The organism is Tahibacter amnicola, assembly GCF_025398735.1.
Taxonomy (GTDB): domain Bacteria; phylum Pseudomonadota; class Gammaproteobacteria; order Xanthomonadales; family Rhodanobacteraceae; genus Tahibacter; species Tahibacter amnicola.
The window spans coordinates 2,719,662-2,734,597 of record NZ_CP104694.1; the positions used below are offsets into that span (position 1 = coordinate 2,719,662).

The following is a 14,936-nucleotide window of genomic DNA, read 5'->3' on the forward strand; positions in this document are numbered from 1 at the left end:
ATATCCCTGCCGTGGCCGAGCTGCCGCGACAGGGAAGGGGCCGATGTCCGGTCAGTCCTTTGTCGCGGCGGCAGTCCGCTCTTTCACGTAATAGGCGCGCATGCTGCCGACCTCGACCGTCAGTCCTGTCACCGTACCGTGGGCGTCGCGATGGAACTCCAGTTGCCGTGCCGCGGTAGCGCTGGACAGCTCCGGTGCCACGAAGCGATTGGGAGTCAGCGCCAGCAGTGGCGAGGTTTCCTCCTCACCCAGTGACATCGCCGGTGCTTGGCCCATGGTGACGGTCAGCGTCTTGGGCTTGTCCGGTGGAGCGATCCCTTGCAGAGACATGTACTGCTTGTCGAGCTGGTAGGCACCGGCGTAGTCCTGGTACCGCGCGTGCGACAGGTCGATTGCAACGGTGCGAACCGGCGCGTTCACCGGCCAGCCGAAGGCATCGGCCGCAGCGTTGCGGATTTCGCGATTCAACGCACCGCCATTGGCGCCGTTGGTCAGGATGACGATCCCATCGCCTGTGACGAGATGGCCCTCGATCCAGGCCTTGTAGCTGTCGTTGGCGCCGCCGTGGTGGAAGATGCGCGTGTGTCCCGCACTTTCCAGGAAGGGGCCCAGTCCGCGCGTGGAGCGGGCCACCTCGGTCATCATCTCCTGGGCGAGGCTGCGGGAAAGGAAGGTGCTTTCTCCGCGATAGCTCTTGATCAGCGATGCGGTGAACGTACCCAGGTCACGGGCGCTGGACCATAGGCCCGAAGCCGCCAGCTCGGGCATCGACTGCCAGCCCACGGGTGCTGCAGCGGCTGCGCCGTTGTCGTCGTGCGCTTCGGCGATATTGCCCCGCTCAGCCGACAACGGATTCTCGAAATTCGCACGTCGCATGCCCAGCGGTTCGAAAACCAGACTCTGGGCGAGAGCACCGAATGTCTTCTGCGTGGCATCCTCCAGAACGAGCTGGGTCACGGTTGTTCCGCCACCGGAATACTGCGCCCGCGTGCCGGGTTCGTACTCGAAACGCACCGGTGGATTCTTCGCCGGTGGCAGGCCGTCAAGGGTTTGCACCGCGGTCGGCAGCGGAGCGCCGGGAGGGTAGTCCTTGAAGCCATGCTGGCCCAGTCCTGACGTGTGTGACATCAGCATGCGCAGGGTCGGCTGCTTGCCGCGCGTGATTTCCGGCGCGTCGGGCGTATGCCAGCGCCGAAGATACGTGTTTACGTCCTTGTCCAGGTCCAGCGTTCCCTGGTCGACCAGGCGCAGCACGGTCGCTGCGGTCACGACCTTGCTCACGGATCCGCACGAGAACAGCGTATCGCCGTCCACCTTGTCGTTACCGCCGGCTGCACGAACGCCATAGCCCCGCACGTGTGCGACCTCGCCGTTGCGCAGGATGGCGATGGCCAGCCCGGGCACCTTGTGATGGGCCATGCGTTCGGCCAGCGTCCAGCGCGGCGGCTCCTGCCCCGGTTCCAGGACCATCGGGCGCAGCCCATTCTCCATGGCGGCTATCCGCGCACGATCGTCGACGCGCACAGGCTTTGGCGGCGCGGCAGCGCAGGCGCTCACAGCGGCGCTCAGGCCAATGATGGCAAGGCGGACGACGCGTTCGGTTCCTTTCATGAATCACTCCACTGGGCAACGGGAACGGCCTCGGATGGAGGAAGTGCCGGAAAAGTTTGCTGGTGGTTCCGGGAATGGGCGGAAGACGCCGGACGACGCGTGGCTGCGCCCTGCCAGCGTGTGCGACGCCGCGTGATCGCGCAGGGGTTAGCCGCCCCGCGAATGGAGTGTCGTTGCCATCGTGGTGGACGTGTTGGTTCTGGGGTCCTGTGGCGCTGCAAAGGGTTCGTCCCGTTCTCCGTACTATCGCTCGTGTCGCCGGCGGTTCCTGCGGCTACACGAGTGCTGCGAACTTCATCACGACAAGGCCGATCATCAACACGACGATGCCGGCCATCGCGAGCCTGGAGAGCAGCGGAATTCCCGACGAGGCGACGGCGACCAGCGCGAAAAACGTCGTGCAGGCGGCGAACACCCCGACCAGCAACCCGAACAGGCGGCTGTAGGGATCGTTGCTGGCCATTGCCGAAGCGGCCACTGTCCACAGCCAGGCACTGGCGAGGGTCATCAGCACGGCGACCAGGCGCGCACCGATGGCGAGCGCCGAAACCAGTCGTGACGTATCGACAGGCTTGCTCGGCGGCTTTGCGTGTCGTGTGGCAAGGCGTGGCGGTTCCGCACGGAATTCCCGGGAGCTCGCCTGCACGGGGGGCGCGATGGCTTTGGTATGCGGCACCGGTTCTTCGGATGAGGTCCGATTGAGCGCGTAGACATAAGCATCCACGTATTCGCCGTTCGCGCGCCTTGCCTGTACCGCGACACGCTGATACCCATCGCCTTCAAATTCGTCCAGTCGTTGCCAATGGCCTGGCAGTGCCTCAGACGTGAAGAGGAATCCGGCGACCGGCGCGCCTGATTTGTCCGGTACGAGCGCCGGATAGCCTGCCGCAGCACCCCAGCCTTCGGGGTACAGGACGCCGGTGACCGTTGCGGACTCCCACTCGCCGGGTACGTCGGCCAGCATATGGGCATTCGAGCGGCCCGGCGCGAGCGTGCCGTAGACAAACAGGCGATGGGACACGAAATGCCTCCAGGAGTGGGCAGGCGATTCTCACTCCGTCAGCCGGCATGGGCAACGCGGACCGGATCATCGTGGGCCCCACCGCGAGCCCCTGTTAAGGGTGGCCCAGGCGTGCTGCCGAAGGGCGGGTCACAGGCACACGGCTCTCCGAGCCTGCTTCACCAGGCAGTGATTGAAGCAGTCCCGCGCATGGTCGGCCATGTGGCCGGGACGGGGTCGTGCAGAATGTATCGTTGTGGATCAATGGCTTGGAAACCGTAAGGTTTCCGTAAGGTCTGCCGCCTGCAACGGCGCGAGAGTGTGCCCACCGTGGTGGTCGGCGCGTCCCGGCGCACTGGCACCGTGGTATCGCATGTCCCGATCTTCCCAGGGGAGGGATTCGCCAATAGTATACCTTTCGTCAGGCAGCCGGCGATCGGGGGATACGCCGGCGAGCCCGCCCAGTGGCGCGGAAGAGCGCCATCCCCAGGGGGAAATCCGATCCGGCCTGGCGGGTCGGCAGCGTGTCATTGCGTGCAGGGCCTGGCCAGTTTTGCTGGTCTGGTGATGGCTGTCCGTCTTCCACTATTGGGGAAAGTCCATGAACTACGAAGCATCGTCCTTCGGCATGCCGCGTGTGCTGCTGTCCGTTCTCGTGGCCGCCACGGTGTTCGTTTCATCCGCGTCGGCGGACGATACGCCCACTTATCTCGACACGTTTCCCGCATTCAATCCGCAGTTGACGACCGACCTTCCCGGCGACGTCGACGTCTCGCTCAAGAAGCAGCTGGAGAACGACAAGAAATTTGCCCAGGTGCAGCGCCTGTTCGACCTGTGGTCGTGGCAGTCCTTCATCACGCTCAACTGGCCGGTTAACGACAAGGGGGAATTCTCACCGTCCGTGAGCGACACGGCGTTCGGGCCGGCGAAGTGGACGACGTGGTATGAAAGCCCCTCGATTTTCCGTCGCGACGGCGGTGTGCCGGCCGCCTGCGCAAAGCCATCGAAGGAGCTTCTGCTATCACTGACGCGCGAGGCCAACCTGCCCATCGCGCGCGACCTGAAGCCATTTGCGTTGCCCAAAGGGTTCGACAAGCGCAAGACGCGGCTCCTGGGAAATATCTCGGCGATCGGCGATGCCAGCCCGGCGACGCCCGCGACGTCGACTGACACCCATCCGGATGTACTGGACGAAACCGTGCAGGCGTTCTCGGCCCCGATGATCGACCAGAACGGCAACTATGTGTTCTACGAAATCCAGATAGACCCCAACGAAGTGGGCTACATCTGCACCTACAAGCTCTACAACATCAACGGCCAGGTGGAATTCACCAAAGGTGATCCGACCAAGAAGGCGGACCTGCCCAGCGGTACCGACAAGGTCGACGGCAGCGGCGCGTGGGAGCTGAAACTGGCCTGGCGCATTCTGACCGCATCCGACGACAAAAGCCGTTTCCTCACCACCGCGGCCCTGGTTCCGCCGACGAATGGAAAATGCCCCGGCGGTTCGACTCCTGGAAAGGACAACCAATGCCCGGTGGACGTCGGCATGGTCGGCATGCACATCGCGCACAAGTCCCAAAGTTCGCCCCAGTGGATCTGGGCCACGTTTGAGCAGATCGACAATCTGGCAGTCAATAACGTGGCCCATCCGAACCTCAAGCCCTCCTTCTTCGACCCTTCCTGCGAAATCTGTGTGCCCAACCAGCCGCCGGCGCACAACCAGAGTACCGGCCAGTGGGCGACCACGCCGCCGACGCAGGCCTGGCGCGCCATTCCGATTCCGCCGGACAAGGTGGCGCTCAACGAGCAGGCCGCACTGGCACTGGCAAAGGCGAATTCCGCGATGCAGTACTACCAGCTGATCGATACGCAATGGCCGACGGATCCGTCGGCACCGCCTGCGAACCCGAAAGACGGCCTGCCGAACGCCATCAACAACAAGCCCGGCGGCAACCCGACGCCCGTGTACCTGACCAATATCACCATGGAGACGTACTTCCAGGCCGGCGTACAGGCTGCCTGCAAGCAGGAGGAGGTCAATACGTGCCCCGCACCATCCTGGCTGACTGCCAACCAGGCCTCGCAGCCTGTCGACATGACGTCCGTATTCGGCACCGAAAGCTGCATGGGCTGTCATTCTTCGGCCGGGTTGTACGTGACCCCGACGAAGACCAGCGGCCAGCTCAACGGTGACTTCTCCTGGCTGTTCGCGCAGAAGGCGCAGCTGGCGAAACCGAACAAACCCTAGTTGGCAGGCGACATGGACGGCGCGTCAACGACGCGCCGTTCCGGTCGCCCGCGGGGGCGGTGGAAACGCCGAAGGCCGCCCACGCTACGGCACGTCGAACCCGTCCGCCAGAAGACGGTCTTCCAGGCGCGTTCCGGAGGTGCGATGGACGTCCGGCCGCCGACAAACACGATGCTTCCGCTGCTATCGTCGGTGGAGCGCTCGATCCGCGTTCCGTGCCACGGGAGAGCACGGATGAAGCGGTGGCGGGTTGCCGGGCCGTCGCGGGAAACTACGGCGCCCCGCGCTCGACCAGCCGGGCCAGCAGCGTCAGCGACTCCTGCCATCCCAGGTAACACTGCTCGACGGGGATTGCGTCGGGAACGCCGCTCTGTTCCACCTGAAGGTCGGTACCGCAGGACACCTCGCGCAGCGTGACAGTGGTGATCATCGTGCCGGGCAGGTTGGGATCGTCGAAGCGGTCTTCATTGACGATGCGCTGGTTCGGTATGAGTTCCAGGTAGGTGCCGCCAAAGCTGTGGCTGGCGCCGGTGGAAAATTGGGTGAACGACATGCGGTACGTGCCGCCGACGCGCGCATCCAGTTCGTGAACCGTGCAGGTGAAGCCGTCCGGAGGCAGCCACTTGGCAGAGGCCGCGGCATCGAGAAAGGCGCGGTAGACGCGCTCGGGCGGTGCAGTGAGGACGCGGTGCAGGCGGACGGTACCGGGCATGTTCGTTCCTTCCGTTGACAGGGAATCGGCTCCCGGCGAATCCGGGGGCACGCACAGCGCTGTCCATTTTTATCGGATCGACTGTTGTCGGAAAGTAGACGAATGTCCGCCCCGCCGACAGATCGGCGTGGCACGTCATGCCGCTGCACCTGATCAGTTCACGAAGGCGGCCTCGATCAGGGCAAATCCCAGTTGGCGGGCGTCCGCGCCGGTGCCGCGGTCCCTTGGGCAATACGGCTGCGCCACCGCGAAATCCACCTGCAGGCGCCCGGGTGCTGTGATCCGCCGTTTCAGCGCAAATGTGCGCATGCCTGTCCTGCGGTGGACGACGTCCGCGTAGGGCTCGCCATTGACCTGCCCTCGGGTGTTCCTTGCGCGCGCAACGGCGACGCGCCCGTGCTATCGCGGATTGCCGAGCAGCGGACGCGGCACGGTCAGGCGAAAAGGCCGTGATGCCCGCCGGCATTCGGTGTTTCCGGATGGTCGGCGTCGCGGGAAATAACGTCACCTTAACGTTCGAGGGCGCACTGTAGCCGGAACCGGGTGCTCCCCGGCTGGCCTTCGGTGCCATCGGCGCCGAAGCTGATCTTTCCTTCCGGCGGGAATGATGTCCTGCGTACGCGCCTCCCCGCTGATGCTCCAGCGCACGCCCGCCCTCGCTGTATGAGGCTCTCAGGCCCTGTCGGACCAGGCCATGGACAGTTTTGTCCTCGTCATTGTCGATGACCCAGGCAACACATCGGTGTTTAAGGGAGCTGGCAACTCCGCATCGGCCCGTGGCCAGAATGTCGTGCATGAACTGCGGAACAAGTTTCCGGGACTGCAGGTGACCTGCGCTGGCCGGACACAGGACATGGCGATCTGCGCGACGGTCACTGTCGTAGGGCCCGTCCTATACAGTCGCTTCATGATGACCTTGCGGACGGCCCTGTGGCGTTCCGGCACGCGACTGGGTTCGGCCTCGACACAGCTCCAGGTTGCTGGCCGCGAGGCATGCGCCGAGCTGTGTCATTCCGCACGCGCTGTGCTGGCGTCGAGAGGGAGTCCGCCGTGAGGTCGCCCGCGCCGTGTCTTTTCGCCACGCATCACCCAGGGAGTTTCATGCGCCAGCATCACGTCACGTTGTTTCAATGCCGAATTGCCACGGGGCGCAGCATCGGGCCTGTTCTCTTGCGAAAAATGTGGTCGTCTGCCTGTGGCTCGCACAACGTCAGTGTCGCGCGGGATCTGCATCGCGGCACGAACCGGCACACCTACTCGTTCTGCGGTCCACCCGCCACGGTCGACCTGGCGCAGATCGAGCGGCGTCTGCGCGACCTGCTGAGCCAGTCGGTGCTGGGCGATGATTTTCACCTGGTGCGCGTTCCGTGAACGCCGCCGATCCGGCGACTTCGGGCGCGGCAACGGCCGATGTCGTCGTGAATAGCGACCCTGTCATGACCTACGACATCGGCGTGGGCCGATGCGTATCGATCGATGGCGATATGGTGGTCGCCATGATCGACAGTGCGGTGTTGATGAAGCTTCTGCCGGGACAGCGCTGGCAACGCTTCGGAAAAAGCCGTCTGCTGCTGTCACCAGCGGCCTGCAGCCGGGTGCGTCCACCCGTAGTGGACCAGGAACTGTTCGTCGATCGCGCGGCGATCGCTGCGCAACAGTCGGCTTCGGTCGACGTCGAGGGTGATGGTGTATTGTGCGCCGTCCACCTCGGCGCGCTGCTGGAAAATCTCGATCCACAACGCTGCACAGTGGATAAACCAAAAAAGCGTGTGTGGGAGTATCGAGGACCTCGCGGCTAGCGCCGTGCCGCGGTGCTTGTCACCGCGGTGTATGGCGCTGTTTCAGGCGGACGCTGCAGGGCGCCGCAAAAACAGTCATCGCATTCGCTGCCAATTGCGAGTACAGTCGAGAAACTGTGCTTGCCAGGGTCACCGTGAATAGTGACCCGATGCGGTCGATCCGACGATCCGCTCCATCGCTCACCTCGCTTTCACCTTGCAGACCCAGTATCGCTGGTGCGCGTGCGCCGGCATAACACCTATATTTGCGAGGAATACACCATGTCAGATCGTCAGGTCGGTACCGTCAAGTGGTTTAACGACGCCAAGGGTTTCGGTTTCATTACGCCGGAGAACGGCTCGGCCGATCTCTTCGTCCATTTCCGCTCCATCCAGGGCGCTGGCTTCAAGACACTTGCCGAGGGACAGCGGGTGAGTTTCAGCGCGGTCCCTGGCCAGAAAGGCATGCAGGCTGCGGACGTCCAGGTCGCCTGAGTTCGGCCGGGCACAACCCCAGGCGATGCCTGGGGTTCTTTCGTGGTGAGACTGGACCGGTTGCAGGCATTCCGCGTGCGGACGCCGTCGTGCTACAGGCAGTCCATGGGCACCCGCTCATCCGCTGATCACCCCTGCGCGGCGGTGACCACGACAAATTCCTGCTTCAGATAAAAATTGCAGCGTTGCCTGCACACGCTGGCGCGCGTTTCGCTCCCGCAGTTGCGGGGTGCCGGGCTCCAACACCCGTTGGATGTGGCCGCGTGTTGTCGCGTGCCAGTGGCCTGATGCGCGGTCACACCTCTCTTCGCCGTTCCGCATGACGTCACCCTCGGCTGCGGGGCAGCCAGCGCGGGGCGCTGGCTGCTGGCTACGGAACGATACACGTGGCATGCCGCGACGGGCATCCCGTCATTCGGCGATCTTGCCCGCCGGGAAATACTTGTTGCGAAGGTACGATGTGGTCGCCTGCAGGTCGCCGTCAGGCAGCGCGGAGGCGTACGTGACGACCTCGGCGAGATCCCCTTTGAGGTAGTGCGTGGAGTACCAGGCGCCGACCTGCGCCAGTGTCCACGGACCTTGCGTGCGCAATCCGGTGGAGAGCTTGAGCGCGCCGTTCCGGTAGATGTTCAGGCGCGAACCATCGTACCGCGCTGCGAGGATGTGGTAGTCGCGGGTGAGTCCGACATCGGCCGTGATCGCCGGCATGCCATTGCCGGTGCCGACAGCAAGGACGTTCTGGCCGTTCTCCCACCGAAGCTGATTGTTCGGTGAGTTACCCCCGGGGCCGAGGATCATGCTGAAACCCTCGCCCGGATTGCTGTTCTTTCCCACCACGAACATCGTGAACTGCGTGGGGCTTATCGGTGTTGACAGATAGAGCGACTGGGTGCCGCCGAAGCGGATGACGGGAAGGCCATTGATTGCGCCGCTGACCCATTGGGGTTGCCGGGCCACATTCGTGCCGGTCATGTAAGCGTGGTGACCCAGGCCGCTCTGGTCACCCCAATGAGTGACCTTGCCGTTGCTGATGGTGACACCGACATCGGCGCGCAACCACATATCGGCGCCCGGTGTTTGCGCGGGTGCGGTCGTTGCCAGGCCGAGTGCAAGGGTGATACCACAGATCAAAGAACAAACCTTCTTTCCCACATTCATACACTGCTCCTTCAAAGTGGAATGATGCGTTGGCGGAGTTGGCGCACGCGCGGTGATCAGTCGCGCGGAACGCGCTTTCCGCTGTCCATCCTCGATCGTATTGATCAGTCACGTTCGTCGATGGTCGATGCGGCAATGACCGGAAAATGCGGTGACGATTTCAGATGCATCTGACCGGTCGCTGCGGCGATCGTGTGTATAGAATCTACTTATGAACGAAAGTACACAAATGGCGTTGGTCACGATGTGTTGCAAATTCTGACCGCGGGGCGTGCGATTGCGTATGGTCATGTCGTCCCGTCGCTCACCCGGCTTGAGCAGATACGTGCATCGATGCGGCATGGGGTTGACGAAAAGCGGCGCCGCTACGAAGACAGCCGCATAGGTTCTGTCGTATGACGGAATAGGGTGACCGTCTCCCTTGTGCGTCGGACAACCGGAAGCGCCGATTCGCGCACTCAGGCAACGGCGCCCACACGGCGTCATCGAGGGAATGGACTATGCTATTGCGTGTTTTCTCGGGATGTCTGCTGACCATTGCTGTGACAACGCCGGCGACCGCGGCGACCTGGCTGGTCAATACAACGCAGGATGCGCCGGATGCGCAGCCGGGAGATGGCCAATGCGCCACCGCGGCCGGGCACTGCACCTTGCGGGCCGCCATCCAGGAAGCCAACGCTACCCCGGGCTATGACACGCTGCGCGTGCCTGGCGGCTTCTACTTCCCGGACCTGCAGGGGGCTCCGCCGGACGATACCGCGCAGGCGGGTGACCTGGATATCCGCGAACCCTTGCTGTTCCGTGGCGAGCCGGACGACAAACCGGTGCAGATTGGCGACTCCACCCTCCACTCGGCCGAGGGAGAACGGGTGTTTGACATCGACACGGGCGACGCATCGATGCCGGTGCGCTTCGAGCACATCACGATCCAGTTTGGCAAGTCGCATGATGAACTGGGCGGTGGCGCTGCCGTGGTGAGGGCGGGCAGTGTGGTGGAATTTGATCGGTCCGTCCTGTACGCCAACGGTGCCGATCGGCGCGGCAACGCCCTGGCGGTCTATGGCCGCGCGACACTGATTCACAGCCACGTCTTCGACAATCACCGTTCCTGGAACTGGATCGTGGGAGAAGGCGGCGGCGCCATCTATGTGGGTATCGGAGGTGCGTTGCGCCTGTTCGAGGTGGGTGTAGACAGCAACAACCATTGCTTCGGCGGCGGGATACTGGCGCACGGGCCGAGTACCATCCAGATCGAGCGATCGTCGATCCGGCAGAATCGCGGCGGCAACCTCGGCTGCGTCGACAACTCGGCGCGTGGAGACCTTCTGGCGTTGCTCGGACCGGTGCAGATGGATGTGTCCGACAGCACGCTCGGCGATGCGCGCGAGGTGCTGTATGCAACCGACGGAGCGCAGGTGCGTTTCACGCACGTCACCGCCTACGGCGAAGCGGCCACCGGCCACTTCGCGCTGGTGGGCGAAACGACCCGGCTGCGGATCGCCAACAGCGTGATCGGAAGACCGTCGTGGCCGGAATTCTGCGTCGCGCCAGCAGGCGCCATCGTGAGCCTGGGCGGAAATGTCATCGAGCAGCCCGCGCCTTGTGGCATCATGCCGCTGGCAACGGATCGTCTGGTATCGGCCTTCGGATTGACGTCGTTTGATATCGATGAACTGGGACCAGGGCTCGCCATTGATGTGCGTCGTCTGTATGCGCCGTCGGCCGCGAGCAGCCCGGTCGTGGACGCGGGGCTGGCTGCGCATTGCACCGGCAGCGACGCATTCGGTTCGTCGCGTCCCGTGGCGGGCAGTTCAGGGCAGCCGGCGCGGTGCGATGCGGGCGCGGTGGAATGGCCGCCGACGCATCTGCACAGGGATGGATTCGAATAGCGCTGACGCGGGTCGATCCGGTCGGGTCCGCGGTTCTCACCTGTCGATGAGGTGCCTTTACCATGATCACGTCCATCCATCGCAAACGCTCCGTCTGGTCTGCTCCCGGAATCACGCTGATCGCTGCCGCGCTGGCGGGCCTGCAACCCGCATTCGCTGCGTGCAACAACCAGACAGGTGATCCGGTGATGTCAACGGCGCAGGCGACAGGCATTGCCGACAGCGCGTTGCGAAGCGCCGGTCATCCGGTCGAGCAGCTCGTTCGCAGTGACAAGATCCTCTTTGACGCCGCCAGCTGCCAGTGGCGGATGCACTACCGCTACGAGGAAAGCGATCCGTCGGTCGTTGCGCGCCGGTTCCATGTATATGTCGACGACACGACTGGAAAGGCAGATGTGCAGGAGCAATAGGTTCCTGTGACCAGATCCGCGCGCGGGGTGAATGGGTTGTGCGACGCGCAGTGACAGCGACAGTCAGCGCTTCCAGCGTGCCCTTCGTGAGGCACGGCAGCGTAAAGCCAGGCGCTAGCGGCGCACGGGGCAGGTCGACTCCTGAAACCTTCCGTCCAACCAGTTGCACAAGACCTGCAGCACCTCATCCTTTTCCGGCTCGTTGAGTATCTCGTGATACAGCGCCGGAAACTCCCGGGATGTGACGACATCGGCCGGTGCGGCAGCGGCGAAGCGGCGACTGCCCTCCGGTAAGACCAGGCGATCCTGTCCGGCGAAGAGCAGCAGCGTAGGCGTTTTCCAGCGCGGCGCGCTGCCAATGACGTCGCTACCGGCGTCGAGGATAAATCGCGCCAGACGCGGTGTGATGCGGTCATGGACCAGCGGATCGGCGCGATAGGTGTCGACGATGGTGCGGTCGCGCGATACGAAGTCCGCATTCACGCCGTTGTGCGCGCGCAGGTCGGGTGCAATGGGGCCGAGGGCGGCGAGCAGCAGGCGCTGTGCCAGGGTCATGCCCGGATCCAGCGCTGGCGAAGACAGGATCAGCGCATCGACCGGGCGATACCAGTCGGCGGGTCTGTCGGCCAGTCCCTCCGCAACGAAACGGCCGGCGATGCTGCCGCCCATGCTGTGACCAAGCAGGACGCGATGTGTGCCCTGCGGCGCGTCAAGGGTATCCAGGGCCGTGGCCACGTCGCGCAGCAGCGCATCGCCCTGGGGAATGCGTCCTTTGGCTCCGCCGCTCCGGCCGTGGCCGCGATGGTCGAACGCCACGACATGCCAGCCCCGGTGTGTAAGCGCCGCAGCCACATGGGCATAGCGTGCGCCGTGTTCGCCCAGTCCGTGAACGATCAGCACGGTACCGCGCGGCGTGCCGGGTGTCGTCCAGCGGTGAACATGCAGGGGGATGCCGTCGGATGCGGCGAGGGGATTGTTCATCGGTCGAGTGTAGTGCGTCGCGCGTGATCCAATACAGTGGCGGGTGCCGATGTTCGTGCCTGATCAGTCTGGCGCCACTCGCAGCCAGTCCTTCTCGAAGTAGCGCACCAGTGCCAGGTCGTCGAGGCGATTGGGTTGTACCGGGCGCGGCGCCATGTCCGGCGGGAAGACGAACATGGCCGCGGCGGTGGCGGTGTCCAGGAACCGCGTACGGACCGCGAACTGTGTTGGCGGCCGCATGGCCGCATCGTGGCTGGCAAGCACATAGCCCCACTCGCCGAAGGAGGGCACATAGGCGTGATAAGGAAGCGTGTGCCAGCCCGCTTCGCGCAATGTGGTGTCGATGCACCAGAAGGCGTGGGGCACGTAGAACGGCGACGAAGCCTGCACCGCCACGACGCCATCGGCAGCCAGGTGTCGCGACAGCAGGCGATAAAACGGCACGGAGTACAGTTTTCCCGTGGCAAACGTGGTCGGGTCGGGGAAGTCGACGATCGCCACGTCAAAGGTGTTCGACGATTGCTCCAGCCAATGGATCGCGTCGTCGTTGATGACCCGCAGACGGCGGTCAGCCAGCGCGCCCTGGTTGAGACTGACGAGTTCCGGAAGGGTCGCGAACAGGTCGGTGACTTCGGCATCCAGGTCGACCAGCGTGACCGATTGCACTTCGGGATATTTCAGCACTTCCCGCGCCGCAAGCCCGTCGCCGCCACCGAGGATGAGCACCGAGCGGGTGCCGGGTCGTAGTGACATGGCCGGATGAACCAGTGCCTCGTGGTAGCGATACTCATCCCGCGAGGAGAACTGCAAGTCGCCGTTGAGATACAGGCGAAGGTCGTCCTGCCAGCGCGTGAGAACGACGCGTTGATAAGGGGATTGCGCGCCATGCACGACAGTCCCGCCGTAGGCACGGTTCTCGGCCCACTCGGTGAGCCGGGGCGCCATGGCCATGCCGACGCCGAGGACGGCGAGCACGCCCGCAATCCGCAACCATAGGCCGCCGGCCTGCGCGAGCTGGCGCCGAAGCACAAACAGGGTGTAGGCGGCGACAACGGCGTTGAGCAGACCGAACAGGAAGGCGGTTCGCACCAGGCCCAGCCAGGGAGCCAGGATCAGCGGAAAGAGCAGCGATACCGCCAGCGCGCCCAGGTAGTCGAAGGTCAGCACGCGGCTGACGAGGTCGCCGAGTGCCGGCCGCTCGCCGTCGGATTGCTGGTTCAACAGCCGCGTCACCAGTGGAATCTCCATCCCCACCAGCAGGCCGACGATGAAGACGAGTCCATACAGCAGGCTGCGAAACGCCCACGACTGTGCCGCAAACAGCGCAAACAGCAGGGCCGCGGAGCATCCGCCGATGAGCCCCACCAGGAGTTCCACTTCGACAAAGGAGCGTAGCAGTCGATCGTCGCGGATGTAGCGCGAGAGGTGTGAGCCAATCCCCATTGCAAACAGGTAGCACCCGATCACGGTGGAGAATTGCAGCAGCGAATCGCCGAGCAGGTAGCTCGCCAGCGCGGCGATCACCAGCTCGTAGGCCAGGCCGCACGAGGCGGCGATGAACACCGAGAAGACCAGTACGATAGCAGGCGTGGACAGCGGACGCCGGTGTGGGGCCATGGACGAACCCGATCGGGAAGGCGCCGGAAGTCTAGCGGGAATGACCAGGAAGCGGGGCGATCGTCGCCGGCGGGCCTGGACCGCACCGTGCACCCGTAGCAGTATCCGACTTCCACCGACAGGGTATCCCTGCGCCAGGCGCCGTCATCCCGATGAGCCAATACAGCTATTCCGTTACCTGTACCGAGTGCGGTGCCGTTGACGAGGGCCAGGTGGACGAAATGACCGCTGCCTTCGCGATGGAAGACCATTGCGATCGCTGTCGGCAATGTGGTTCACAGCGTGTCCGGTCGAGCTGGGCCATGCCGCGGATCTCCGAGGCGACACTGACACGGTGGAGTCGTGAGGCGTCGTTGAGTTTCCTGTCGCAGGACGAAGATATCGTGCTGTCCGAGGCCGACGGCGAGCTGCTGCTCGCCTGCGCCGATCATCCGCAAACACTGCCGGAGAAGCGCCTCACCCTGGCCCGTGCGATCTGCGTGCGTATCCACGACGGCCTCACGAGCGAAGAAGATGATCGCCAGCAGGAAGCCCGCCTGGCCGCTGCGGCGCTGCGCGCGCGTCCTCAACTGCTGGATGCGCTGGCCGTCGATTCGTATATCGGGCGCGTCGTCGCACCATGGCTTCATCGCGCATTCGACGAAGCGAGCGGGCAGTTCGTGCCCGAGTGACACCGCGTCGGCAGGAACGTCTTCCACGGTATACAAGCGCCGAAAGTGGCTCGCCAGTCCCGCGAAAATGGCACTGCTTCGCAGGGGCAATCTGGGCTACTACTGGCGCCCGGCATCTGCGCCTGGAACAGGACACAGAAGCCGCAACCGACTCGGCATAGAGGAGTTTTCCCGTGAATGAAGCCTTGCGTGAATTGAACCTGGAAGAGATCGAAATGGTCGCCGGTGGATTCGACGGCGTGATCATCTGCCCGCCGCCGCGCGTGTGGGGCCCACTCGGCCTCGTGCCGCCGCCCAGCGTCGTACCGCCGCCGCGCTGATCACAGTGCTCCGCTGCGTGGGCGCCCATCGGTCCTGCTGATG

General features: G+C 64.2%; 15 protein-coding genes. 8 read left to right on the forward strand and 7 right to left on the reverse strand.

The genetic code is table 11. From position 1 onward, the window contains the following. Window positions 1-51: 51 nt before the first annotated feature. Window positions 52-1,611 carry a serine hydrolase domain-containing protein gene (locus N4264_RS11500; RefSeq protein ID WP_261697178.1) on the reverse strand — a complete coding sequence of 520 codons (1,560 nt, stop codon included), beginning with the start codon at window positions 1,609-1,611 and terminating at the stop codon, window positions 52-54. A gap of 274 nt (window positions 1,612-1,885) precedes the next feature. Then, window positions 1,886-2,632 carry a gamma-glutamylcyclotransferase family protein gene (locus N4264_RS11505; protein WP_261697179.1) on the reverse strand — a complete coding sequence of 249 codons (747 nt, stop codon included), beginning with the start codon at window positions 2,630-2,632 and terminating at the stop codon, window positions 1,886-1,888. A gap of 580 nt (window positions 2,633-3,212) precedes the next feature. On the opposite strand from N4264_RS11505, the gene N4264_RS11510 reads away from it, so the two are divergent. Next, the gene (locus tag N4264_RS11510) at window positions 3,213-4,862 is read left to right on the forward strand and encodes a hypothetical protein (RefSeq protein ID WP_261697180.1); all 1,650 of its coding nucleotides are present in this window, start codon (window positions 3,213-3,215) and stop codon (window positions 4,860-4,862) included. Window positions 4,863-5,133: 271 nt separating this feature from the next. On the opposite strand, the gene N4264_RS11515 is transcribed toward N4264_RS11510, so the two are convergent. Further along, window positions 5,134-5,574 carry an SRPBCC family protein gene (locus N4264_RS11515; RefSeq protein ID WP_261697181.1) on the reverse strand — a complete coding sequence of 147 codons (441 nt, stop codon included), beginning with the start codon at window positions 5,572-5,574 and terminating at the stop codon, window positions 5,134-5,136. 153 nt (window positions 5,575-5,727) lie between these two features. Further along, the gene (locus N4264_RS11520) at window positions 5,728-5,883 is read right to left on the reverse strand and encodes a hypothetical protein (protein ID WP_261697182.1); all 156 of its coding nucleotides are present in this window, start codon (window positions 5,881-5,883) and stop codon (window positions 5,728-5,730) included. Between the two features lie 870 nt (window positions 5,884-6,753). Between N4264_RS11520 and N4264_RS11525 the strand changes: the two genes are divergently transcribed. The 3 genes from N4264_RS11525 (at window position 6,754) to N4264_RS11535 (ending at window position 7,847) form a co-directional block, all read left to right on the forward strand. Then, a complete protein-coding gene (locus tag N4264_RS11525) occupies window positions 6,754-6,945 on the forward strand; it encodes a hypothetical protein (protein ID WP_261697183.1) in 192 nt (63 codons plus the stop codon). Beyond that, window positions 6,942-7,373 (forward strand): hypothetical protein, encoded by a 432-nt coding sequence (locus N4264_RS11530; protein WP_261697184.1) that lies wholly within the window; start codon window positions 6,942-6,944, stop codon window positions 7,371-7,373. Before N4264_RS11525 ends, N4264_RS11530 begins: the two co-directional genes overlap by 4 nt. 261 nt (window positions 7,374-7,634) lie before the next feature. Beyond that, window positions 7,635-7,847, forward strand: a complete 213-nt coding sequence (locus N4264_RS11535) for a cold-shock protein (protein WP_261697185.1) — start codon at window positions 7,635-7,637, stop codon at window positions 7,845-7,847. Between the two features lie 411 nt (window positions 7,848-8,258). On the opposite strand, the gene N4264_RS11540 is transcribed toward N4264_RS11535, so the two are convergent. After that, window positions 8,259-9,005, reverse strand: a complete 747-nt coding sequence (locus N4264_RS11540; protein WP_261697186.1) for a LamG-like jellyroll fold domain-containing protein — start codon at window positions 9,003-9,005, stop codon at window positions 8,259-8,261. A 500-nt stretch (window positions 9,006-9,505) separates the two neighbouring features. Here N4264_RS11540 and N4264_RS11545 point away from each other — a divergent pair, with 500 nt between their 5' ends. Next, window positions 9,506-10,894 (forward strand): CSLREA domain-containing protein, encoded by a 1,389-nt coding sequence (locus N4264_RS11545; RefSeq protein WP_261697187.1) that lies wholly within the window; start codon window positions 9,506-9,508, stop codon window positions 10,892-10,894. 62 nt (window positions 10,895-10,956) lie between these two features. Continuing rightward, window positions 10,957-11,304 (forward strand): hypothetical protein, encoded by a 348-nt coding sequence (locus tag N4264_RS11550; protein WP_261697188.1) that lies wholly within the window; start codon window positions 10,957-10,959, stop codon window positions 11,302-11,304. A gap of 114 nt (window positions 11,305-11,418) precedes the next feature. On the opposite strand, the gene N4264_RS11555 is transcribed toward N4264_RS11550, so the two are convergent. Then, entirely contained in the window at window positions 11,419-12,285 is an 867-nt protein-coding gene (locus N4264_RS11555) for an alpha/beta hydrolase (RefSeq protein WP_261697189.1), read from the reverse strand. Between the two features lie 63 nt (window positions 12,286-12,348). After that, a complete protein-coding gene (locus N4264_RS11560) occupies window positions 12,349-13,902 on the reverse strand; it encodes a polyamine aminopropyltransferase (RefSeq protein WP_261697190.1) in 1,554 nt (517 codons plus the stop codon). 152 nt (window positions 13,903-14,054) lie between these two features. Between N4264_RS11560 and N4264_RS11565 the strand changes: the two genes are divergently transcribed. Together N4264_RS11565 and N4264_RS11570 are read left to right on the forward strand one after the other, a co-directional pair. Continuing rightward, window positions 14,055-14,573: a hypothetical protein gene (locus N4264_RS11565; protein WP_261697191.1), complete on the forward strand. Its 519-nt coding sequence runs from the start codon at window positions 14,055-14,057 to the stop codon at window positions 14,571-14,573. A 173-nt stretch (window positions 14,574-14,746) separates the two neighbouring features. Beyond that, window positions 14,747-14,893 (forward strand): hypothetical protein, encoded by a 147-nt coding sequence (locus N4264_RS11570; protein ID WP_261697192.1) that lies wholly within the window; start codon window positions 14,747-14,749, stop codon window positions 14,891-14,893. Window positions 14,894-14,936: the final 43 nt, after the last annotated feature.